Annotated in this window: 18 protein-coding genes; 14 read left to right on the top strand and 4 right to left on the bottom strand. The window is 42.5% G+C overall.

Annotated elements, in window-relative coordinates:
- Positions 1 to 83 precede the first annotated feature (83 nt).
- The 3 genes from ACEN82_RS15120 to ACEN82_RS15130 all read left to right on the top strand — a co-directional run bounded on the left by ACEN82_RS15120 (position 84) and on the right by ACEN82_RS15130 (position 3,424).
- Positions 84 to 2,369 carry an ATP-dependent helicase gene (locus tag ACEN82_RS15120; protein WP_112657936.1) on the top strand — a complete coding sequence of 762 codons (2,286 nt, stop codon included), beginning with the start codon at positions 84 to 86 and terminating at the stop codon, positions 2,367 to 2,369.
- 166 nt (positions 2,370 to 2,535) lie between these two features.
- Positions 2,536 to 2,904 carry a helix-turn-helix domain-containing protein gene (locus ACEN82_RS15125; protein WP_413317759.1) on the top strand — a complete coding sequence of 123 codons (369 nt, stop codon included), beginning with the start codon at positions 2,536 to 2,538 and terminating at the stop codon, positions 2,902 to 2,904.
- A 220-nt stretch (positions 2,905 to 3,124) separates the two neighbouring features.
- On the top strand, positions 3,125 to 3,424 hold the full coding sequence (locus ACEN82_RS15130) for a hypothetical protein (protein ID WP_090524556.1): 300 nt from the start codon (positions 3,125 to 3,127) through the stop codon (positions 3,422 to 3,424).
- A gap of 24 nt (positions 3,425 to 3,448) precedes the next feature.
- On the opposite strand, the gene ACEN82_RS15135 is transcribed toward ACEN82_RS15130, so the two are convergent.
- Positions 3,449 to 4,879 carry a tetratricopeptide repeat protein gene (locus ACEN82_RS15135; protein WP_090524554.1) on the bottom strand — a complete coding sequence of 477 codons (1,431 nt, stop codon included), beginning with the start codon at positions 4,877 to 4,879 and terminating at the stop codon, positions 3,449 to 3,451.
- Positions 4,880 to 5,446: 567 nt separating this feature from the next.
- On the opposite strand from ACEN82_RS15135, the gene ACEN82_RS15140 reads away from it, so the two are divergent.
- From ACEN82_RS15140 to ACEN82_RS15170, 7 genes are all read left to right on the top strand, one after another.
- A complete protein-coding gene (locus tag ACEN82_RS15140) occupies positions 5,447 to 5,608 on the top strand; it encodes a hypothetical protein (RefSeq protein WP_175489905.1) in 162 nt (53 codons plus the stop codon).
- 50 nt (positions 5,609 to 5,658) lie between these two features.
- Positions 5,659 to 5,802: a hypothetical protein gene (locus ACEN82_RS15145; RefSeq protein ID WP_167516175.1), complete on the top strand. Its 144-nt coding sequence runs from the start codon at positions 5,659 to 5,661 to the stop codon at positions 5,800 to 5,802.
- A gap of 35 nt (positions 5,803 to 5,837) precedes the next feature.
- On the top strand, positions 5,838 to 5,990 hold the full coding sequence (locus tag ACEN82_RS15150; RefSeq protein ID WP_167516176.1) for a hypothetical protein: 153 nt from the start codon (positions 5,838 to 5,840) through the stop codon (positions 5,988 to 5,990).
- Between the two features lie 69 nt (positions 5,991 to 6,059).
- Positions 6,060 to 6,965, top strand: coding sequence for a hypothetical protein (locus ACEN82_RS15155; protein WP_495643979.1), 906 nt, complete (start codon positions 6,060 to 6,062; stop codon positions 6,963 to 6,965).
- A gap of 60 nt (positions 6,966 to 7,025) precedes the next feature.
- Positions 7,026 to 7,193: a hypothetical protein gene (locus ACEN82_RS15160; RefSeq protein WP_354481868.1), complete on the top strand. Its 168-nt coding sequence runs from the start codon at positions 7,026 to 7,028 to the stop codon at positions 7,191 to 7,193.
- 122 nt (positions 7,194 to 7,315) lie between these two features.
- Positions 7,316 to 8,686: a dipeptidase gene (locus ACEN82_RS15165; protein ID WP_413322720.1), complete on the top strand. Its 1,371-nt coding sequence runs from the start codon at positions 7,316 to 7,318 to the stop codon at positions 8,684 to 8,686.
- A gap of 103 nt (positions 8,687 to 8,789) precedes the next feature.
- The gene (locus ACEN82_RS15170; RefSeq protein WP_188831604.1) at positions 8,790 to 8,927 is read left to right on the top strand and encodes a hypothetical protein; all 138 of its coding nucleotides are present in this window, start codon (positions 8,790 to 8,792) and stop codon (positions 8,925 to 8,927) included.
- A gap of 62 nt (positions 8,928 to 8,989) precedes the next feature.
- Here the strand turns inward: ACEN82_RS15170 and ACEN82_RS15175 are convergent, their stop codons facing one another.
- Together ACEN82_RS15175 and ACEN82_RS15180 are read right to left on the bottom strand one after the other, a co-directional pair.
- Positions 8,990 to 9,445: a GNAT family N-acetyltransferase gene (locus tag ACEN82_RS15175; protein ID WP_413322721.1), complete on the bottom strand. Its 456-nt coding sequence runs from the start codon at positions 9,443 to 9,445 to the stop codon at positions 8,990 to 8,992.
- A gap of 5 nt (positions 9,446 to 9,450) precedes the next feature.
- Positions 9,451 to 10,548: a mandelate racemase/muconate lactonizing enzyme family protein gene (locus tag ACEN82_RS15180; protein ID WP_413322732.1), complete on the bottom strand. Its 1,098-nt coding sequence runs from the start codon at positions 10,546 to 10,548 to the stop codon at positions 9,451 to 9,453.
- 206 nt (positions 10,549 to 10,754) lie between these two features.
- Between ACEN82_RS15180 and ACEN82_RS15185 the strand changes: the two genes are divergently transcribed.
- From ACEN82_RS15185 to ACEN82_RS15195, 3 genes are all read left to right on the top strand, one after another.
- Positions 10,755 to 11,495 (top strand): DUF4290 domain-containing protein, encoded by a 741-nt coding sequence (locus ACEN82_RS15185; RefSeq protein WP_090524547.1) that lies wholly within the window; start codon positions 10,755 to 10,757, stop codon positions 11,493 to 11,495.
- Between the two features lie 266 nt (positions 11,496 to 11,761).
- A complete protein-coding gene (murA, locus tag ACEN82_RS15190; RefSeq protein WP_090524545.1) occupies positions 11,762 to 13,069 on the top strand; it encodes a UDP-N-acetylglucosamine 1-carboxyvinyltransferase in 1,308 nt (435 codons plus the stop codon).
- Positions 13,070 to 13,272: 203 nt separating this feature from the next.
- Positions 13,273 to 14,835, top strand: coding sequence for an ArnT family glycosyltransferase (locus ACEN82_RS15195; protein WP_413322722.1), 1,563 nt, complete (start codon positions 13,273 to 13,275; stop codon positions 14,833 to 14,835).
- 99 nt (positions 14,836 to 14,934) lie between these two features.
- Here ACEN82_RS15195 and ACEN82_RS15200 read toward each other — a convergent pair whose 3' ends face one another.
- Positions 14,935 to 16,296, bottom strand: coding sequence for a cystathionine beta-synthase (locus ACEN82_RS15200; protein ID WP_413322723.1), 1,362 nt, complete (start codon positions 16,294 to 16,296; stop codon positions 14,935 to 14,937).
- 170 nt (positions 16,297 to 16,466) lie between these two features.
- Here ACEN82_RS15200 and ACEN82_RS15205 point away from each other — a divergent pair, with 170 nt between their 5' ends.
- A complete protein-coding gene (locus ACEN82_RS15205; RefSeq protein ID WP_413322724.1) occupies positions 16,467 to 22,328 on the top strand; it encodes a carboxypeptidase-like regulatory domain-containing protein in 5,862 nt (1,953 codons plus the stop codon).
- Positions 22,329 to 22,375 lie beyond the last annotated feature (47 nt).

Genomic DNA, 22,375 nt, shown 5'->3' on the forward strand with positions numbered 1-22,375 from the left:
CAAAAATCCGAAATCCACAAAACCACTTTCCCCTTTCGCCCCAAAACCTTAATTTCGCTGCTTCAAGAAAAGAGGAAAAGATTTTGGATTACTTACAGGGATTAAACCCCGAACAAAGGGCAGCAGTTGAACAAACTGAAGGGCCGGTGATGATCATTGCCGGTGCCGGATCGGGCAAAACACGGGTTATTACCTATCGCGTGGCGCATTTGATACGCAAGGGTGTTGATTCATTTAACATACTTGTACTTACATTTACCAATAAGGCCGCCCGTGAAATGCGCGAGCGTATCACCCACGTTGTTGGTACCGAAGCTAAAAATATTTGGATGGGTACCTTCCACTCCGTGTTTGCCAAGATTTTGAGGGTTGAAGCTGAAAAAATTGGCTATCCAAGCAACTTTACCATTTACGATACCGACGACAGCAAGAGCGTTTTAAGGGCCATTTTAAAAGAGATGAACCTTGATGATAAGCTGTACAATGTAAACTTTGTGCTCAACCGCATTTCGGCATCAAAAAATAACCTCATCTCGTGGCAGGAATATAACAAGAACGAGCAGATCCAGGCCGACGACTTTTCGAGCGGCCGCGGGCAAATGGGTAAGATCTATGAGATGTATGCTACCCGCTGCTACCGTGCCGGTGCCATGGATTTTGACGATTTGCTGTATAAAACCAACGAACTATTGAAACTGCACCCCGATGTGCTCAACAAATACCAGCACAAGTTTAAATACCTTATGGTTGATGAGTATCAGGATACCAACTTTTCGCAGTACCTGATTGTTAAAAAGCTTGCCGCTGTTAACGAAAACCTTTGCGTTGTAGGTGATGACGCCCAAAGTATCTATGCTTTCCGTGGTGCCAACATTCAAAACATCCTCAATTTTGAGAAGGATTACCCGGACCTGAAAGTGTTTAAACTGGAGCAAAATTATCGCTCAACCCAAAATATTGTGAATGTAGCCAACAGCATCATCCGCAATAATAAAGACCAGCTTAAAAAGAACGTATTCTCCGAAAAAGAATCGGGCGATAAGATTAAAGTTATGCGGGCCTTCAGCGATAACGAGGAAGGCAAAATAGTAGCCGAAGCTATTATGCAAGACCGCAGCTCAAACGGGCTTAAATGGTCGGCATTTGCTATCCTTTACCGCACCAATGCACAGTCGCGTTCTATGGAGGAGGCTTTACGCAAACTGGGCATCCCATATAAAATATATGGTGGTCTGTCGTTTTATCAGCGTAAGGAAATTAAGGACCTGATAGCCTATTTCAGGCTCACCTTTAACCCTAATGATGAAGAAGCTTTAAAGCGCGTTATCAATTACCCTAAACGTGGCATTGGCGATACCTCGGTTGATAAGATCATTGTAGCTGCCGATCAGCATGGTATAACGCCCTGGGAAGTTATTGTTGAGCCGGGCAAATACCTCGAGGGCAAAATATCGGGGGCAGTATCCACTTTTGCTACCATGATCCAAAGCTTCCAGGTGCTGACCAAAACCAAGTCTGCCTATGAGTCGGCTTTATATATCGCGCAGCATTCGGGCTTATTGAAGGACCTTTATGAAGATAAATCGGTAGAGGGGCTTAACCGTTACGAAAATATCCAGGAGCTTTTAAACGGGATCAAGGAGTTTTCAGAGCGCGAGGATATTGAAGAAAAAGGCCTTGATGTTTTCATGCAGGATGTGGCCCTGTTAACTAACGATGATAATGATAAAAACAAAGATGCCGATACGGTATCGCTCATGACTATCCACTCGTCAAAAGGGCTTGAGTTTCCGCAGGTTTATGTTGTAGGACTGGAAGAAAACCTTTTCCCTTCGCAGATGTCGCTTAACTCACGCAGCGATCTTGAAGAAGAGCGACGCCTGTTTTATGTAGCCGTTACGCGTGCCGAAAGCAAGCTCCATATCAGTTACGCCACCTCGCGTTTTAAGTTTGGAACACTGATTAATTGCGAGCCAAGCCGTTTTTTGGACGAAATTGATGCAAAATATCTCGAGCTCGACTACACTGCCAAACCCGCTTCGGGCAATAATCCATTTTTTGATGATGAGCGTAAAGCATGGAGCAGAGATAAGCAGCCCGACACATTTTCGCGACCAAAACCGGCAGCTGCAGCACCGGTAAAAACCACTTCGATACTGGCCAAGGCGCATGTACCTTCGGCCAATTTCAAACCTTCTGATACATCCGGTTTACAAGTGGGTATGGAGGTTGAACACGAACGTTTTGGCTTTGGTAAAGTACTCGCTCTTGAGGGTAATAAGCCCGATATAAAAGCCACAATCTTCTTTAAGGAGATTGGTCAAAAGCAGTTGTTATTAAAATTTGCGAAACTTTACATAGTTCAGTAAACATAAACCAAGAGTTAAAATCCCTACTTTGAGGAAATGATTCCCCAAGCCTCGCCACAGTCCATCATTAAATCGCCTTAATAACACTAATTTAAAGGTAATTTAATGATGGCATACCATTTGGATTGCATAAGTATCCCCTTTCCTTAATTAATATTTAATTGATATGAGCGATACTATTAAAAAACAAACAAACAAATCCGTTGGTAAAAACATCCGGGCATTACGCCATCAGCATGGATGGAGCCAGGAAGATGTGGCTAACCGTTTGGGCATCTCTATTCCTGCGTTTTCAAAAATTGAAACAGGAGTAACTGATATAAACCTCTCGCGTCTTGAACAAATTGCCAATATTTTTGATGTAAACGTGGTAAACATACTGGCCCTCGATTCTGACGAAACTGATATGAAGCCGTCGAGTTTAAGCCTTGCACAGAAAAAATTGATAGATCGCGAATCAGAAATAGCCAGTTTACAACGTAAAGTAATATTACTTTATGAAGAGCTGCGCAATAAGACCAGTGTGGCTATCTAAAGGTGTGCAGTAAACATTACAATTTACTGATAGTGTACATTGTTTGCTTCGCATCAGTGTCCTATTCTACTCAATACATTAAATAGTAGTTAACAATATTTAACAAAAGGAAATTCAGACAAAAAAGCTTCCCGGTGTATTAGCTAATTTATCCATAATGAGCGTTTTATAGCGATTTTGGAGTAATAATTGTGGCGTGCAGGTTACTAAAGCAAATTGTATGTCAAATTATCTTATTTCCATATCAAAAAACGAAACCTCGAGCGACGGTATCATCCATGATCCTAAAAGTAAGCTAAAAGTTAAGGCGTTTGATTTGCTGCGGGCACGTTTTAAACCGAGTAAAGGCGAAGTAAGGTTTTTTGTAACTGCCGGCGATGAAACAACACTGGCTTTTGAAACACAGGGCTATAATAAACACAGACAGCTGCTGGTTTTACAAATGATATCGTGGTATTGTATTTACCTGGGGCTTATAGAAGCACAGATCCACTCCAGCCTTCCTGTACACTTTAGTTAAACCTGCAGGAGAACCGGGCGCGGGTTAAACTCTCGGCGGGTTATGCAGCATGTCGCTCATCTCGATGATCTTTTCATCAATTTCGGATACGCATTTATCCATCATATCCAAACATTCGGCCTGGTCAACCAGGCCTTCTTTTTCAAGGTTGATCAAACCGCGTAACGTAGCTATAGGCCCCCTGATTTGATGTGACAGGTATGACGAATGCTCAGAAAGCTTTTTATTTTTTAACTGCAGATCCTTGGTACGTTCATCAATGATCTCTTCAAGATGATGATTGATCCTATCAAGGTTGTCTTTTTGCCGGGATACCTCACCGTTTAGCAATGTAAGCTGTGCATTGGTTTTGGCTTTACGTTTTACATTGCTGATCAGCAAACCAATTACCACAAGCATCAAACCGGCAACTACCGTTACCGCCCAAAATTTCGACCGGTCGTAAGCCTGTCGTTCTGCAATTCTTTCGTTTTCTTTCAGCTGCTCTTCCTGCCTGCGTTTGGCCTCAACCAGGTTCATTTGCGCCGATACGTTGGTTTTATAGGTAACACTATCCTGGGTGTATATTTCCCTTAGTAAATTTACCGCACGGGCAAAATTCTTTTTGTTGTACTCCAGTTCGTATGTAGTGTATTTGTAATCGTAGTCAAGCTTAGGGTCCTTTACTAATTGTGTATAAGCGGTCCCCTCCCGTACCATCTTTTCCGCATTTTTAAAATCGCCTTTTGTCATGTAAAGCGCTGCCAGCGTAAGGTCAACACTGGCTACTGACTCGTTCAAGTCACGTGCTTTTGCACCGGTATTAGCCTCCAGCAGTAAACCCAGGGCCTTATCGTAATCCTTAAGTTTAAAATAAATAACACCACGATTTTGCAAACATTGGATCAGGTTTACCGAATCGCTCAGTTTTTGAAATATGGGAAAGCTTTTATCATAAAACTTAAGCGCCATATACAGGTTATTTTTACGCGTGTAAACGTTGCCTATATTTAAATACAATGAGCCTACCAATTTGGTATCATTTATTTTTTGTGCTATCTCGAGCGATCGGTTAAGATAGGTAAGGGAGCGTTCGTAGTCGTGGTCACGAAACAGGATCCCGATATTATTATAAACCTTGGCCTCGCCCCTCAGGTTATTGTTGCGGGTAAAATATGAAAGGGAGTTCAGATAATTTTCAATAGCCTTTTCAGGCTGATCAAGGTAGTATTTACCAATACCTATAACACGGTAAGCTTCTGCAATACCATTAATATAATTGAGTTTGGTAGACAGCTTCAGCGCCCTGGTGGCATCTTCAACGGTTTGCTCCGGATTTGTCAGCCTGTTTGAATAAGCGCTGGTATTCAGGCTTATTACCTCATTAGTGTCTTTTGCAGCAACATCAATTATATCATTCGCGTATACCGACAGCGATAATAAAAAGAATAATATAAATGTGCCGATTTTTTTCATTGAAACACTTCTACGTTCTGTTGGGGTGAAAGTTATAAAATAATGCTGAATTATATTTAATGTTAAGAATAAAAAACAGTGTGGAAAATTATTTTCATATGTTTTTTACTCCTATTAAAAACATATCTATATTTGCATTGTTAAATATCTGAAAAACAATATATTAAACACAAAAACACCCTATACAATATCACTTCAAATAAATTACAGGCAATTACAATAATATTGCAACATATACCCCGAGATTTACAATATAATTATAGTTTGTATATCAAATAAATGAAATAATGTGAAAATCGTGCAATAAATTGTATACCATACCGGTAATTAATCCAGATGATATTACATTTAAAATTAGTAATTTAACGCCATAATTAACAGTATAAAAATACGAAACAGAGAATCTTTTTTAAAATTTTAGAAAAACAGAGTTTTTAAAAAACAGAGAGTAAAATCAAACTTTTAAAATATTTGTGATAAGCTTTAAATAAGCTTGACGGGTTTTAATAAATATTATATATCGTATTAATTTAAAAAATAGAATATTAAATACAATAATTAATCAATATGAAAAAAGCAGTGTTTTTTGTACTCCTTACTATAGGCGCCGGAGTGCTCTCATCGTCCTCAGTTTTGTCATCATCGGCAAAAAAAGACGTACAGCCAACAGCTGTCAATTTCAACAAAACGCCGGCAGGTTTTAAACGCGACCTGGGAAGCGCCGACTGAAATTCAATTAAATCATACAGGAAGTTCCACATCGATAATATAACACGATCATGAAAAAGATAATCACCATCGCTTTAGCAATTCTGTTCACCGGGGCCATTTCATCCTGCAAAAAGGAAAGACCAAAAGCTGAGTTTGCTAACCTTCACTTATTCGCAACCGGTTACAAAAGAGACCTGGGAAGTGCTGACTGATTTATCCATTCAAGATCAATAAAATATAAAACAACATGAAAAAATTCATCCTCATAGCAACAGTAGCCCTTAGTGCAGGTGCATTATCATCAGCTACAAACAAAAATGAAAACAAAACCAAAATGGTGATTGCACCAGTAAACTCGCTGACAACCGGTTTTAAAAGAGACTTAGGCAGCGCCGACTAAAAAAAGACATTAACGAACAAGAGATTTAATAAACAAAAAATATTTACGTACCCCCACATTAAAAACATCATGAAAAATTTAACACTAATAGCAACTTTAGCATTAAGCACCATATTATCGGCCACCACATTAGCAAATGCCGCTAACGGCCCTCAACCAAAACGTGACTTAGGTTCTGCTGATGCTCGTGGCCCTCAACCAAAACGTGATCTTGGTTCTGCTGATTTTGCTCGTGGCCCTCAACCAAAACGTGATCTTGGTTCCGCTGATTTTGCCCGTGGTCCTCAGCCAAAACGTGATTTAGGTTCCGCTGATTTTGCCCGTGGTCCTCAGCCAAAAAGAGATTTAGGTTCCGCTGATTTTGCTTTCGGTCCTCAGCCAAAACGTGATCTTGGTTCTGCTGATTTTGCTTTCGGTCCTCAACCAAAACGCGACTTAGGTTCTGCTGATTTTGCCCGCGGTCCTCAACCAAAACGTGATCTTGGTTCTGCTGATTTTGCCTTCGGTCCTCAGCCAAAACGTGATCTTGGTTCTGCTGATTTCGCCTTCGGTCCTCAACCAAAACGTGATCTTGGTTCTGCTGATTTTGCTTTCGGTCCTCAACCAAAACGTGACTTAGGTTCTGCTGATTTTGCTTTCGGTCCTCAGCCAAAACGCGACTTAGGTTCTGCTGACTTCGCTATGTCTGGCCCTGGTCCAAAACGCGACTTAGGTTCTGCTGATTTCGCTATGTCTGGTCCTGGTCCAAAAAGAGATTTAGGTTCTGCTGATTTTGCTCAGTCTGGTCCTGGCCCAAAAAGAGATTTAGGTTCTGCTGATTTTGCTCAGTCTGGTCCTGGCCCAAAAAGAGATTTAGGTTCTGCTGATTTCGCTCAGTCTGGTCCTGGCCCAAAAAGAGATTTAGGTTCTGCTGATTTCGCTCAGTCTGGTCCTGGCCCAAAAAGAGATTTAGGCTCTGCTGATTTTATGGCATAATCAACAACTCTTCTATTATAAAATCATTTGTTATAAACTAAAATTTGAATAGTTAACAACATGAAAAAATTCATCATTGCAGCAGCGGTTTTAATAGCTACAGGCCTTACCGCTGTATCATTAACTCATAAAGCGCCTAAACAAGAAGCTAAAATAAAAGTTGAGAAAGTTGAGTTTGCCACTAAGACTGTCAATACACCAAAATCAGATCTGGGTTCGGCAGATTGATAATCAATTGGGGAATTATTGAATTGGTGAATTACGGGTTTTCGCGGTTAATTTCATTCACCAATAAACTAATGAACGAGTGAACCAATGAACTAACTATATTTGCTGCAAACAATAATATTATGCAGCACATAAAGCAATATGTTGAGCAAAACAAACAGCGTTTACTTGATGAGTTATTTGACCTGTTACGTTTAGCATCGGTTAGTGCCGATCCAAAGTACAAACCCGAAGTATTGAAAACTGCCGACTATGTGGCAGCAAAGCTCCGCGATGCAGGGGCCGATAATGTTGAAATATGCCAAACCGCCGGTTACCCTATTGTATACGGCGAAAAGATCATAGATGCTTCCAAACCTACCGTATTGGTTTATGGGCACTACGATGTACAACCGCCAGATCCGTTGGAACTGTGGAAAACACCTCCTTTTGAACCAACCGTTCGGGATGGAAAAATATATGCCCGCGGTGCCTGCGATGATAAAGGACAGTTTTACATGCATGTAAAAGCCTTTGAGCTGATGATGCAAACCGGTACACTTCCTTGCAATATTAAGTTTATGATTGAGGGCGAAGAAGAAGTGGGCTCATCCAACCTGGGCATCTTTGTAAAAGCCAACAAGGAAAAGTTGAAAGCCGATGTGGTGCTGATCTCTGATACTTCGATGATCAGCATGGAACACCCTTCGCTTGAAACAGGCCTACGAGGCCTCTCCTACCTTGAAGTTGAAGTAACCGGCCCTAACCGCGACCTTCATTCGGGTGTTTACGGCGGCGCTGTAGCTAACCCTATCACCATCCTGGCCCAGATGATTGCCAGCCTGCATGATGAAAATAATCATATCACCATTCCCGGTTTTTATAACAATGTAGTACCGCTTAGCGAAGCAGAACGCAAAGCCCTTAACAGCGCGCCTTATGATGAAGCCGGGTACAAACAAGACCTTGATGTAGCCGAGCTTTGGGGCGAAAAAGGCTACAGTACTTTTGAACGTACAGGCACCCGTCCTACCCTTGAGCTAAACGGCATTTGGGGCGGCTATATCGGCGAGGGCGCCAAAACAGTGTTGCCATCAAAAGCCAATGCCAAAATCTCTATGCGTTTAGTGCCCAACCAAACGTCAGAAGCTATAACCAAACTGTTTACCGACCATTTTTTAAGTATTGCACCTCCCTATGTTAAGGTTAAGGTAACCCCGCATCATGGCGGCGAACCGGCTGTAACCCCAACCGACAGTGTGGCTTACCGTGCTGCTCAAAAAGCCATTGCCGAATCATTTGGTAAAGAGCCTATCCCAACCCGGGGTGGGGGTAGCATCCCAATTGTTGCTTTGTTTGAAGCCGAGCTTGGTTTAAAAACTGTATTGATGGGTTTCGGGCTTGATAGCGATGCCCTGCACTCGCCTAATGAGAAATATGATATTTACAATTATTATAAAGGCATAGAAACCATTCCATTGTTTCACAAATACTTTGCGGAGTTATCAAACTAATGTCATGAAGCTTTAATTTGCGCGATAACGGCAGTTATTTTTTGATTTGGGTAAAACAAATAATATATTTATGATATTATCTAACTATACAAAAATCAAAAACATGGCAACTAAAGAATTGGACAAAGAAAAGACCGATGCATCTAAGCAGTTGCGCGATCTAAAATCATCAAAACAGGAAAAAACAAAAACAGCTAAAGCCTTAAGCGAAAATAAAATGAAGCGAAAGCCTCTGCTATAAGATATTTATAACACCCCACGAGCCGGCAAGGAAAACTTACCGGCTCATTTTATATAATTCCATTACAGTCTTATCCGCATTTCGATCATACGTTTTTTAAATCCTGCCTTTTCATAGGCTTTAATGGCTCCAATATTATCATTATATACCTCGAGCCTTATTTCGGTCAATCCCTGCTCAACTGTCCATTTCTTCAATTCTTCTATTATGGCCTGGTTTACTCCCATACCCCGGTATGCAGGCAGCACATACATAAAACCCAGGTAAGCATATTTTTCAAAGTCATAGTGCGCGTCCGGGTTCTTTTTAATTCGGGCATATCCGCTGCCCGCTATCTCTCCGTCAATTTCGGCTACCAAAACCTGCACATCTGTTGAGGTTATGAACGCCTTCAAATCATAATAACTGATAGGATCGGGTTTAAGCGTGCTATCAAAAGGGCGTTCGGCAGTAATTATACCCTGCTCAAATTGAAGCAATACGGGCAGGTCTTCAATGGTAGCTTTTCTGATCAGCATATTCGTTAAATAGTAAATCGTTCGCAATCGGCCAAAAATGCTTCATCGGCATCGGCGCCTATGCCTGGCGCGTCGTCGATGGTTAAATGATATCCATCATATATGGCCCCGCCAACACACGGGTCAACCAAATGCCCCAGTTTACAGGTATCCATATCATAAAACCGGATATTTGGACTGGTATATACAAAATGCAGCTTGGCGCTTAATGCTATCCGGCTTTCCAGCATCCCTCCCATCATACAGGGTATCCCGTATGAAGCAGCAACGTCATGGATCCTTTTAGCCTCATAAATACCGCCCGACTTGGCCATTTTAATATTGATATAATGGCAGGCCCCGGCGTTGATTTGTTTGCGGGCATCATGATGATTATACACACTTTCGTCGGCCATGATCTTAACTGGTGATAGCTGCATCAATTCGGGTAACCGGTCGTCATACCAGGTACGCATAGGCTGCTCGCAAAATTCAATATCATATTGCGCAATTGACTGCAAGGCAAAAACCGCTTCGTTAAAAGTCCAGCCCTGGTTGGCATCAATACGGATTTTCATACCCGGGCCAACAGCTTCACGGATCTGTTTGATGCGCTCTACATCTTCCACTGCATTTTTGCCCAGCTTCACCTTTAATATATTAGCACCGGAAGCTTTAAAATCAAGCGCTTTTAAAGCCATGGTATGATGCCCGGCTATGCCTATCGTAATATCCGATTCAACAACACGTTTTTCGCCGCCCAAAAACTGGTATAATGGCAGGCCTGCATTTTTTGCAGCTATATCAAACAGTGCATTATCAAAGGCGCTTTTTATAGTGGTATTACCGGCAGTAAAACTGTGAAGTTCGCCAAGCCGGGCTTCGATATCAAGCGCATCTTTGCCTTTCCATAAGCGGGCAAACTCACGCGCCATAATCAGGCAGGTATCCTGCGTTTCGCCAACAATCATCGGAAAGGCTGAGCATTCTCCTACACCGTAAAAACCGGCATCGGTATGTACACGGATAAAAACATTTTGGGCGTGAGATAAAGTTCCGGTGGCAATGGTAAACGGCTCCATCGGGATGCTGAAGCGGTAGATCTCTGTGTGCGTGATGGTAATTTGCTGATTTTCCAAATTGTAGATGTTTAAAAGCTAAAATAAAACAAATATTTGCAACAATTAACCAACGTAATTTGCGTATTATAAGTATTAGTTTATATTTGCACTACTTCAATACAAGTAACAATTCAATTTTAGCCTCTTTTGCCCTTCCAATCAGGGAAATTTGCCTGGCTAACTTTCAACTTTCTTAAAAAATTATTACCATGGCTAAAGAAAACACGCCTGCAAATTTTGATTATAACTCAACCAGGAATAAACTGATCCTGTCTGAATATGGCCGCAACGTACAAAATATGGTTAAATATATTGTAGCGCTGCCAACCAAAGAAGAACGCAACCGCTACGCACAGGTAGTTATTGACCTGATGGGCTTTTTAAACCCCCACCTGCGCGATGTAGCCGATTTTAAGCACAAACTTTGGGACCACCTGCATATCATATCTGATTACCAGATTGATGTGGATTCACCGTACCCCAAGCCATCGCCTGATGCTGTGCATATTAAACCCGCACCTTTAAATTACCCTCATCAGCGTATCAAATACAAACACTATGGCAAAACCATTGAGCTGATGATTGAAAAGGCCAAAGCCATAGAGGAGCCGGAACGCAAACGCCACATGATCCAGGCGATAGCTAACTTTATGAAAATGGCTTATGTGCAATGGAACAAAGACTCGGTGAGCGACGAAAGCATCCTGTCTGACTTATATGCTTTATCGGGCGGTACATTGAAACTGGAAGAGAACATCAACCTTAACCGCGTTGATTTCCGCCCTAATAACTTCCAGCAAAACAATACCAATAATAACAACCGCGGCCGCAACAATAACCAAAACAATCAAAACCGTGGCGGTGGTAATGGCGGCAGGCAAAACAATAATCAAAACCGCAACAACAACCAAAACCGCAACCGTAACAACGGCGGCGCAAAAAAATATTAGCCCCGGGTACTTCCGAAGGGCAAAAAGAGCGTCATTGCAAGGTACGAAGCAATCCCCGATTAGCAGGTCCGACCTGTATAGTTTGGGATTGCTTCGTACCTCGCAATGACGTTTTTGTATTAATATCATTAATGATAAATCCAACCCGGCTTTTATTTTATCTGCATTAATTTTCTAATCTTTGCCCCATATAAATTATTTGGCAAAACCGATCATAGCTTTTACAGTTTATCATTGGTGATCATATCAATTATCCGAAACTCCGCATGACTAACGCATTTGTAATAAATGGCGGCAAACCGCTAAAAGGTGAAATAACCCCGCAGGGTGCAAAAAACGAAGCTTTACAGGTTATATCTGCAGTATTGCTTACCGAAGAAAAAGTAACCATCAGTAACATCCCCGATATTAAGGATGTAAACAAACTGATCGAGCTGCTTGGCGATATGGGCGTTATTGTTGAACGTATCAACGAGCATACTTACACCTTTGAAGCCAAAGATATTAACCAGGACTTTTTCCTGTCTGAAGCTTTTAAATCAAAAGGCGGCGGCTTACGTGGTTCTATCATGATAGTTGGCCCCTTGCTGGCACGTTTTGGCAAAGCATCTATCCCTAAACCGGGTGGCGATAAAATTGGTCGCCGCAGGTTGGATACCCACTTCCTGGGTTTTGAGAAACTGGGCGCACAATTCAACTACAATCCCGAAAATGGTTTCTTTAATGTAGATGCCTCCAATCTGCAAGGTACTTATATCCTGCTGGACGAAGCTTCGGTAACAGGAACGGCCAACGTGGTAATGGCCGCGGTATTAGCCAAAGGCACAACTACTATTTACAACGCTGCCTGCGAGCCTTACCTGCAGCAGCTTTGTAAAATGCTGAGCCGTATGGGCGCGAAGATCAGCGGTATTGGCTCAAACCTGTTAACTATTGAAGGTGTTGAAAAACTGGGCGGTACAGAGCACCGCTTATTGCCCGATATGATCGAGATTGGTTCATTTATTGGTCTTGCAGCCATGACGGGATCTGAAATCACCATTAAAGATGTTCAATACAAAGAACTGGGTATGATTCCTGATGTGTTCCGCCGTTTAGGTATTAAACTGGAGCTTAGGGGTGATGACATTTTTATCCCGGCACAGGAACATTACGAAATAGAGACTTTTATCGACGGTAGTATCATGACCATTGCCGATGCGCCATGGCCAGGCTTTACCCCCGATTTATTAAGCATTGTACTGGTTGTTGCTATCCAGGCCAAAGGCTCGGTACTGATCCATCAAAAAATGTTTGAGAGCCGTTTATTCTTCGTGGATAAATTGCTGGATATGGGCGCACAGATCATCCTCTGCGACCCACACCGTGCTACCGTTATCGGCCTGGACAACCAGGTTAAGCTGCGCGGTATTTCCATGACCTCGCCAGATATCCGCGCCGGGGTTTCATTGCTGATCGCCGCACTTTCGGCACAAGGCCAGTCAACCATTTACAATATTGAACAAATTGAACGCGGCTATCAGCATATTGATACCAGGCTTAAAGCTTTGGGTGCTGATATAACGAGAATATAAGCTGAAAGCCGAAGGCCGAAAGCTTAAGGCTAAAAGCATAAAGCCGAAGCTTATTAAAAGCTCAAAACATAAGGACACGCAAAAGCTTTCGGCCTTATGCTTTGAGCTTTCTGCTTTAATGAAGCTTTTTGCTTTTATAAGGCTTTTTCATAGCTTTATGCTTTTAGCCTTCGGCTTTAAGCTCAAAATCCATTATATAAACAATGCCTTACAAAAACCGGAAATCTACCTACGTTTATTTTGTACTGATATTTGTATTTATTAAAGTTGTTCTTAATCTTTTCGCTATATCCCATTTCGGTTTTCATCGGGATGAGTTTTTGCACCTTGTACTGGCCGATCACCTGGATTGGGGATATAAGGAAGTACCGCCATTTATAGCCATCCTGGCAAAAATCTCTATAACTTGTTTTGGCAACTCGGTTTTCGCGGCACGATTGTTCCCTACCCTGTTTGGTGGGCTCATTGTGCTGCTTACCGGGCTCATCGTCATTGAATTTGGCGGAAAGAAGTTTGCTATAACCCTTGCCTGTTTGTCGCTCATTTTTGCGCCTGCCTTTGCAGCAAGTGACTATCTTTTTCAGCCTGTAGTATTCGATCAGTTTTGGTGGGTATTAACGGTTTGGCTGCTCGTAAAATACCTCAACACTACCGATGTAAGGTACCTGTACTGGCTTGGCGCAGCCGTCGGCTTTGGCGTACTTACTAAGTACACTATGCTGTTTTTTACCGGTTCGCTGGTTATCGGTATCCTTATTAGCAAACAACGTAAATTACTGTTCAATAAGCATATCCTTGGTGCAGCCTTGATAACGATAGTTATTGTGCTGCCAAACCTGATATGGCAAATAACGCACCACATGCCTGTATTTACGCATATGAAAGCCCTGCGCGAGCAGCAGTTGGATTACATTACCCCAACTGACTTTATTAAACAGCAATTACTGGTCAATGGCGTAGCGTTATTTGTATGGCTTAACGGACTGGCGTTCCTGATATTTTCATTCAGGCTGCGTAATTTCCAGTTTCTGGCATTGGCTTATGCGCTCATCTTCTTTTTTTTACTGATGATGGATGGTAAAAGCTATTACATATTTGGAGCCTATCCCATGTTGTTTGCAGCAGGGGCCTTTGGTTTTGAGCGTTTATTAAAAACCACTGGCTATGTTTTGCGTACTGCCCTGGTAATATTGTTTACGTTGCCCAATGCTTTGTTACTGCCAATTTTATTGCCCATTTTGCCAATGGATCAAACCCTGGCATTTTTTCGATTTGCCGATAGACACCTTCCGGCTGCCCGTTTTTCGATGACCTGGGAAGATGGAAAGAAGCACGCTACCACACAGGATTATGCCGACATGCTGGGCTGGGATGATATGGCAGCATTAGTGGATAAAGCTTACAAAAGCTTAAACCCTGAAGATCAAAAACAGACTATGGTTTATGCCGATAACTACGGTGAAGCCGGTGCAATCCACCATTACCGCAAGCAATACGGCTATCCCGATGTAATATCACTGAACAGCAGCTTTACCCTTTGGGCACCAGATAGCCTCAAAAGCAAATACCTGATTTATGTAGATGAAAACGGCGGAAAAAATATTAAAGAATTTGTAGCCGGAAATATGATAGGCAGTTTTACGAAAGTAGGCGAAGTAACTAATCCGCTCGCGCGCGAAAAAGGTACAGCTGTGTTTATTATCACGCCAAATTATCGGTTAAATGAACGGTATTCTCCTGAGTTAGCGAAGAAGAGGTTGGAGTAGTGAGGTGAAAGGCGAAAGGTTTTTAAAAGAAAAAGGTTAAAGGACACCCCAAAATTGCAGCTACCTTTAACCTTTCGCCTTTATCCTTTCACCTTAAAATCAGGCTGATATAGCGTTTATAATATCGTACTGGGTAATAATCTCGATTTTACCCTGCCCGTCTTCAACAAGCACAGCAATATTATCTTTATTGATCATGGCCGAGATCCTGTCTATCGAAGTGTTCAGATCAACAAACGGGAACGGTGCAGTGGTAATGTTTTTGATCGGCTGCGATTTGATCGAAGGGTTTTCGATTAGTGAATCAAGGATATCGCTTTCGGTGATCTTACCAATTACCATGCCTTTTTGCGTAACCGGGATCTGAGAGATATTGAGCGATTTGATGGTATTGATTGCCTCCAACACACTCTTCTCACAATCAATGGTGATGATCTCCTGCACCTCTTTTTTGCTGATGATATCGCGGGCGGTTAGTTTTTCGTCTTTCAGGAAACCACGGTCGCGCAGCCAGTCGTCATTATACATTTTTCCAAGATAGCGGGTGCCATGGTCCGGGAAGATGATCACCACCACATCGCCCTCTTTAAACTTATCCTTCATCTGCAGCAAACCCGCCACGGCCGAGCCGGTTGAGTTACCTGAGAAGATCCCTTCTTTACGTGCAATCTCGCGGGTCATGAGGGCAGCGTCCTTGTCGGTCACCTTTTCAAAATGATCTATCAGGCTAAAATCAACGTTTTGCGGCAGGAAATCTTCGCCGATACCTTCGGTGATATATGGATAGATCTCATTTTTGTCAAAAACACCTGTTTCCTTGTATTTTTTAAATACCGAACCGTAAGTATCAATACCTAAAATCTGGATAGCAGGGTTCTTCTCTTTCAGATAACGGGCGATGCCTGAGATAGTACCACCGGTGCCAACACCTGCAATAAGGTGCGTGATCTTGCCCTCAGTTTGCTCCCAAATTTCGGGACCGGTACTTTCATAGTGCGCCTGCGAGTTGCTCAGGTTATCATACTGATTGGGCTTCCATGAGTTAGGGACTTCCCGCTCCAGGCGTGATGATACCGAATAGTATGATCGTGGGTCTTCAGGCTCCACATTGGTTGGACAAACAATTACCTCCGCCCCAAAGGCGCGCAAAGCGTCAAACTTTTCTTTTGACTGTTTATCGGTGCTGGTAAAAATACATTTATATCCTTTTATAACAGCCGCAATGGCCAAACCCATCCCGGTATTACCTGATGTGCCTTCAATAATGGTTCCGCCGGGTTTTAGTTTTCCGCTTTTTTCGGCGTCCTCAATCATTTTAAGGGCCATACGGTCTTTTATGGAGTTGCCGGGGTTGGTTGTCTCTATCTTGGCTAAAACGGTAGCAGGGATATCTTTTGCTACTTTATTGAGTTTTACCAGCGGCGTATTGCCAATGGTATCGAGTATATTGTTGTACCACATAATTTAAATCTCTACTAACCCGGTATATAAAGCAGGGTTACGCCTCAAAAATAAGTTTCTTAAATGATATTTCTTTTATGGAATAGTAAATAGATCTGCATCTTATAAGCATACATACATAAATGTAATAAATTTAAACCGGTGACAATTACCATAAAATATACCTAAACATGCAGACACCAATAAAAAAATCGTTATTATTTTTTAGTTTCTTAAGTTTTTGTATAACTGCCGCATTTGGGCAAAAGCCGCTTACCCCAAGCCGGCAAAGCAGTTATTATACCTACATATATAAAATAACGGCTGGTGATGTGCTTAAATTTTACCGCTACCCGCGTAAAAAACCTGATGAGCAAATATTACACAACCCCATTGACTCGTTTAAAACAAACGATAAATGGAACAATACCCTCCCTCCCGGCAACTATTTGAAAGTAGCTGCCAAAAAGAACGTGCTAAGCTATTCGCTTATCGAAAACCGCTCGGCCAATTTAAAACTGCTGGCTAATAACTATGACCTCCGCTTTATTTTAGTTGATCAGACAGGTAAAGCCATTAACAACGCTTTAGTGCAGTTTAACAATCATACCGTTACTTATGATTCAAAGGCCGGCTTGTATATAGCTAATCCTTCAAAAAGGGATACCATACTAAAAGTTGATTACGCGGGCGTAACCAATTACTACGCTATAAAAAAGCAGCAGCGCCCATCTTATTATCATTACAATTCGTATCGCCATATGAGCTTTTTTAAAGCTGCCTGGAAACGCTTTAAAAACCTGTTTAAGGGGCACGGTAAATATTACAGCCGCCAACCCGCAGATAATTACGAAGGCTTCATGGTTTTTAACAAGGCCATTTATAAACCACATGATACGGTAAAATTCAAGGCGATCATCTTAAATAAAAAATCAAAACAACCTGTAACCACAGCTCAGCTTTTGGTACGGCTCAAAGAGCGGTATGAGGATGACGGTAAGATCATAGGCAAAGTAAACAGTTACCGCGACGGCGCTTATGAATATAGTTTCGCCCTCACAGATAGTCTTGACCTTTCGCTTGATGAAGATTATACCATCTCGCTCGAAGATCCGTCGAGCGAAAAATACAAACTTGATGATTATGATGGCGATGACGATCAGGGCTTTTTAGCCAAACGCAAGGTTTTTTTGACGGGCCGGTTTAAATATGAAGAATACGAGCTTAAATCAATTACGTTCAGCACCAGGGTTGATAAAGAAGAACACGGGCCCGGAAATCCGGCTACATTATATTTAAAAGCAATTGACGAAAATAACCTGCCGGTTACGGATGGCAGGGTTACTGTTACATTCAATACCCGTGGCACCGGTACGCGCAGGCAAAGCTACACTTTTGTACCCGACCAGCTTTGGACACACCAGCTACAGCTTGATCCGGTTGGTGAAACCAGGCTAATTATTCCCGATTCCATCTTTCCTAAGGCAGATATTACTTACACCATTAATTCAGAATTTCTGAACAGTAATAACGAACAGCAATCGGCCAATAACGATATGAGTTACCGGTACAGCCGGTTTAGTATTACCGCCAAGTTAAACGGTGATACATTGATGAGTACCGCCTTTGATAATGGTAAGGCCGTAAATACTATGGCTACCATCAGCGCCCTTAACGCAAAGTATGATACCATAACCAGGGTCAGGGTAATGCTCCCGGCAAAAACCATCATTAACCCGTATGCCGATAGTTACAATATTGAAACAGACAGCGCCTATGCCGGCCTCGACCTAAAAGATAATAACGCCGGCATCTCGCTATCAGGCTATCGAACTGCCGATTCGGTGTTTGTAAAGGTTGACAACCCGCGGCACCTGCATTTTTGGTATTCGGTATTTGGCGGCAACAAATTAATTGATGCAGGGCAGGCCAATAACCTGTTTTATGTACGTGCTTATAATGATCAAAACCTCCTAAACTTTCAGGTGCATTATATCTGGGCGGGTGAAAGCAAAACCGAAGCCACCGATATCATGTACCGCGATAAGCTGCTGACCATCAACGTTCGTCAGCCGGTGTCCGTTTATCCCGGGCAGCAAGCTAAAACCGACATCGTGGTTACCGATGCTAAAGGCCAGCCTGTAGCCAATGCTGATTTAACGGCCTGGTCAATGACGAGTAAGTTTGCCAACTACAAGACACCCTATGTGCCATACCTTGGCAAAGGTTTTACTTATCGCAAGCAAAAAATGGGTTTTAATACCGGCAATATAAATGGCGATGGATCATTACAGCTCAACTGGAAGCGCTGGAGTAAGGAAATGGGACTTGACAGTATTGCTTACTACCAGTTTACTCACCCCAACAAAATTTACCGGGTTGAAGAAGACGCCAAAGACTCGCTAACCCAGGTAGCGCCTTTTGTGATTAAAAACGGCGATGTACTGCCCGTACATATCCTTTATATTGACGACCGGCCGGTGTACTTCGACCAAACACAGCAGCTTAAACGCTACAGTTTCGCGGTATCGCCGGGCAGGCACATGTTCCGGTTCAGGACCAGCCATCAAAACATTTGGGTAGATAGTGTAGATGTACAAAAATCGAAAAAGCTGATCTTCAGCATTAATGCGGATAATGCGCACTCAACAAAGGTTTTGGATACATTGAGTACCTATGAATGCGATCTCATCAACCGTTACCTGATTACCGTTATCAATAATTTTGGCTGGAAGATGGCCCTCCTTACCCAAAACGAAAAGGTATTCATGATCAATCCCGACCCGAACTACGGTTACCGGAACAACAGCGTACTCATAGGTCCGTCGGCCGAAAACTTTGCCAATTTAGATGTACAAGGCAGCGGATCACGACGTTTTGTTGCCGAACCAGGTTATTCATTTCAGTTTGAGCCCGGCCTTATTAAACAAAAAAGTATCCCCACTACTTATCCCTTCAACCCCATACTATCGTCATACCAGGGCCCGGCCGATGATTATACACAACAGGTACTTACCCAACCCGAGGCCGAAAGTATCTGGCAGCAATATCTTGACCTGCGCAGCAACACGCAATCGCTTTTTGTAAACCCTACCATCACCGGCGAAACAGGTAAACTAAGTATGAGCATCGATCAACCTAAGGGCAAAAAACTGCTGGTTAAAAACCTGATCGTTTATAAATATGATGACCCGGACTTTTTATTGATCTATCCCGGCAATACCACATATATTAACAACCTAAACGCCGGCAGCTACAGGCTTTTATTTTTGCTTAAGGGCGATAGTTATGATATTAAAGAAAATATAACCATAAAAACAGGCGGTACTAATTTTTACAACTTTGAGGTACTGCCCACTCATGGCAAAGATTCGGTAGGTGTCCGGATCAGCAACATTATCAATAACAGGACGGGCAGCTATAATCACGGTGACCGGGAAATAGAAAACGATGCCCTGAAAATAAAAGAAGCGTTTAATGATAAATACCTTGATACCGGCAACTTCGGCAATATGATGAGCGGAATAGTTACCGCCAGCGATGATAAATTGGTTGTACCCGGCGTAACCATAAGGGTAAAGGGTTCATCAACAGGTACGCAAACTGACATAGCAGGGCGCTTTAAATTAAAAGTACCCAAAACCGGCAAACTCATTGTAAGCTTTATAGGGTACGAAACACAGGAGTTAAGCATACAACCCGGTGCAACTATCAAGGTAGTCTTAAAACCCAGCTCAAAATCCTTGCAGGAAGTAGTGGTTATTGGGTATGGCGTGCAACGAAAAGCGGAAATGACCGGATCGATAGCAACCGTATCTTCCTTAGAAGGCGGGCTTGCTGGCCTGACAGTAGGTAACGAAGCCAATATCATGATTAGGGGCATTAGTTCATCACCGTCGGCCCAGCCGCTGATTGTGGTGGATGGCGAGATTGTTGATAAACTATCTGACGTAAATAAAGAAGACATTGCAGAAATTAGTGTATTGAAAGACGCCGCCGCCACTGCTATATATGGTGCGCGTGGTGCAAATGGCGTCATTGTGATCCGGACCAAAGCTAAACCGGGTTTGGCTGGAGGCCAAAGGGCCGACAGTACACAAACCGGCAGTTCGCAAACCATGCGTAAAAACTTTTCTGATTATGCCTACTGGCAACCTAAACTGACTACTGACGAACATGGCAAAGCAAGTTTCATGGTTACTTACCCTGATGATATCACCAACTGGCGAACATTTATCATCGGCATAACGGGCAACAGGCAAACCGGCTTTACCGAAAGCAGTATCAAATCATATAAACCATTAAGCGCAAATTTTATCGCACCGCAATTTGCCATAGCCGGCGACGAAATGAACTTGATTGGTAAGGTAATGAACTACAGCAATACCTCCGCGAAGCTTATCCGTGTGTTTAAATACAACGGCCAGACTTTGAAACAAGACGAGCTGGAAGTTAAAAACTCTAAAATTGACACACTTACTATAACTGCTCCTGCCGACAGCCTCACTTTTGAATACACCATTAAACGGGATAACGGCTATTTTGACGGCGAGCAACGCAGGATCCCGGTAATGCCGCAGGGTGTTAAAGAAACCAAAGGCATTTTTGAGGCACTTGAACGCGACACCACAGTGAATATGAAATTTGATCCCGCATTAGGTCCAGTCACTTTCCGGGCAGAGGCTTCTGTATTGCCCGCGTTGACTGAAGAAGCCCGTAAGCTGAGGGAGTACAAGTATCTGTGCAATGAGCAGCTGGCTTCAAAATTGAAAGGCCTGCTCATGGAACGACACATTAAAAAGTTTTTGGGCGAAGAGTTTAAGTACGAGAGAAATATAAAAGACGTAATTAAAAAACTACAGGAAAACCGCAAAAGTAACGGTACCTGGGGCTGGTGGAAAGATAGTAACGAAGAACTCTGGATTAGCCTGCATGTGGTAGAAGCATTGATAGATGCGCAAAAAGAGGGCTACGCTGTTGAACTGGATAAACAAAAATTAACCGACTATCTCGTCTTTCAGCTTGAAAGTTACAAACGCAGGGACAAAATACTTTGTCTTCAGTTGCTTCATAAACTGGGAGTTAAAGTTGATTACCAGAAGTATGTAACAGGCATTGAAAAAGAGCAGGCTAAGGATCAAAAAAGCTTCGACTATAAGTTGTCGGGGTATGATAAGTTAAGAATGATGTTCTTGCGGCAGGAATCTGCCCTACCCATAAAAATGGACAGCCTGCTCAATACAAGTAAACACACCATGTTTGGTAACATATATTGGGGCGAAGACAGTTATCGCTTTTTTGACAATTCGGTACAGTTAAGCGTATTAGCCTACCGCATTATCAAAAACGAAGGCAATCACTCCGGGCTACTGGCTAAAATACGCGGTTATTTTCTTGAACAACGCCGGCTTGGTGACTGGCGCAATACTTATGAATCGGCACTGATACTGGAAACTATTCTGCCAGATCTGTTGACAGAAAATAAACAGGTTAAACCATCGCAGATCACGCTTACAGGCACAGATACAAAAACGATCGACAAATTCCCTTATTCGGCAACGCTAACTGATAAAACGATCAGTATCAGCAAAACCGGCAGTCTTCCTGTGTACATTACCGGCTACCAACAGTTCTGGAACAGCAAGCCCGAAAAAGTGAGTAAAGATTTTACAGTGAATACCTGGTTTGAACGTAAGGAAAAAACAATAACCACCCTGAAAGGCGGTGAACCTGTATTATTAAAAGCAGAAGTAACAGCCCGCGGCGATGCTGATTTTGTGATGATAGAGATCCCGATACCTGCCGGATGCTCGTACGAGAGTAAGGAGCAGCAATGGGACAACAATGAAGTGCACCGCGAATATTTTAAAGAGAAAGTAAGCATATTTTGCCGAAGCCTTAAGCAAGGCAAATACACATTCACGGTAAACCTCATCCCCCGTTACAACGGCAAATACACCCTAAATCCGGCCAAAGCCGAAATGATGTATTTCCCGGTATTCTATGGCAGAGAGGGGATGAAACAAGTGGTCATTGGGGCATCAGGTCATTAAGTGATTTTTGCATTTTGTCAGACTTACGAAGTTTTTGAAACTTCGTA

The sequence above is a fragment of the Mucilaginibacter sp. Mucisp73 genome (genome assembly GCF_059491465.1).

What these genes read in the sequence shown, in the direction of transcription:
- ACEN82_RS15170 (WP_188831604.1), top strand. Translation starts at nt 8,790, where the DNA reads ATGGCAACTAAAGAATTGGACAAAGAAAAGACCGATGCATCTAAGCAG.
- ACEN82_RS15125 (WP_413317759.1), top strand. Translation starts at nt 2,536, where the DNA reads ATGAGCGATACTATTAAAAAACAAACAAACAAATCCGTTGGTAAAAAC.
- ACEN82_RS15150 (WP_167516176.1), top strand. Translation starts at nt 5,838, where the DNA reads ATGAAAAAATTCATCCTCATAGCAACAGTAGCCCTTAGTGCAGGTGCA.
- ACEN82_RS15195 (WP_413322722.1), top strand. Translation starts at nt 13,273, where the DNA reads ATGCCTTACAAAAACCGGAAATCTACCTACGTTTATTTTGTACTGATA.
- ACEN82_RS15205 (WP_413322724.1), top strand. Translation starts at nt 16,467, where the DNA reads ATGCAGACACCAATAAAAAAATCGTTATTATTTTTTAGTTTCTTAAGT.
- ACEN82_RS15200 (WP_413322723.1), bottom strand. Translation starts at nt 16,296, where the DNA reads ATGTGGTACAACAATATACTCGATACCATTGGCAATACGCCGCTGGTA.
- ACEN82_RS15160 (WP_354481868.1), top strand. Translation starts at nt 7,026, where the DNA reads ATGAAAAAATTCATCATTGCAGCAGCGGTTTTAATAGCTACAGGCCTT.
- ACEN82_RS15165 (WP_413322720.1), top strand. Translation starts at nt 7,316, where the DNA reads ATGCAGCACATAAAGCAATATGTTGAGCAAAACAAACAGCGTTTACTT.
- ACEN82_RS15145 (WP_167516175.1), top strand. Translation starts at nt 5,659, where the DNA reads ATGAAAAAGATAATCACCATCGCTTTAGCAATTCTGTTCACCGGGGCC.
- ACEN82_RS15130 (WP_090524556.1), top strand. Translation starts at nt 3,125, where the DNA reads ATGTCAAATTATCTTATTTCCATATCAAAAAACGAAACCTCGAGCGAC.
- ACEN82_RS15175 (WP_413322721.1), bottom strand. Translation starts at nt 9,445, where the DNA reads ATGCTGATCAGAAAAGCTACCATTGAAGACCTGCCCGTATTGCTTCAA.
- ACEN82_RS15140 (WP_175489905.1), top strand. Translation starts at nt 5,447, where the DNA reads ATGAAAAAAGCAGTGTTTTTTGTACTCCTTACTATAGGCGCCGGAGTG.
- ACEN82_RS15185 (WP_090524547.1), top strand. Translation starts at nt 10,755, where the DNA reads ATGGCTAAAGAAAACACGCCTGCAAATTTTGATTATAACTCAACCAGG.
- murA (WP_090524545.1), top strand. Translation starts at nt 11,762, where the DNA reads ATGACTAACGCATTTGTAATAAATGGCGGCAAACCGCTAAAAGGTGAA.
- ACEN82_RS15155 (WP_495643979.1), top strand. Translation starts at nt 6,060, where the DNA reads ATGAAAAATTTAACACTAATAGCAACTTTAGCATTAAGCACCATATTA.
- ACEN82_RS15135 (WP_090524554.1), bottom strand. Translation starts at nt 4,879, where the DNA reads ATGAAAAAAATCGGCACATTTATATTATTCTTTTTATTATCGCTGTCG.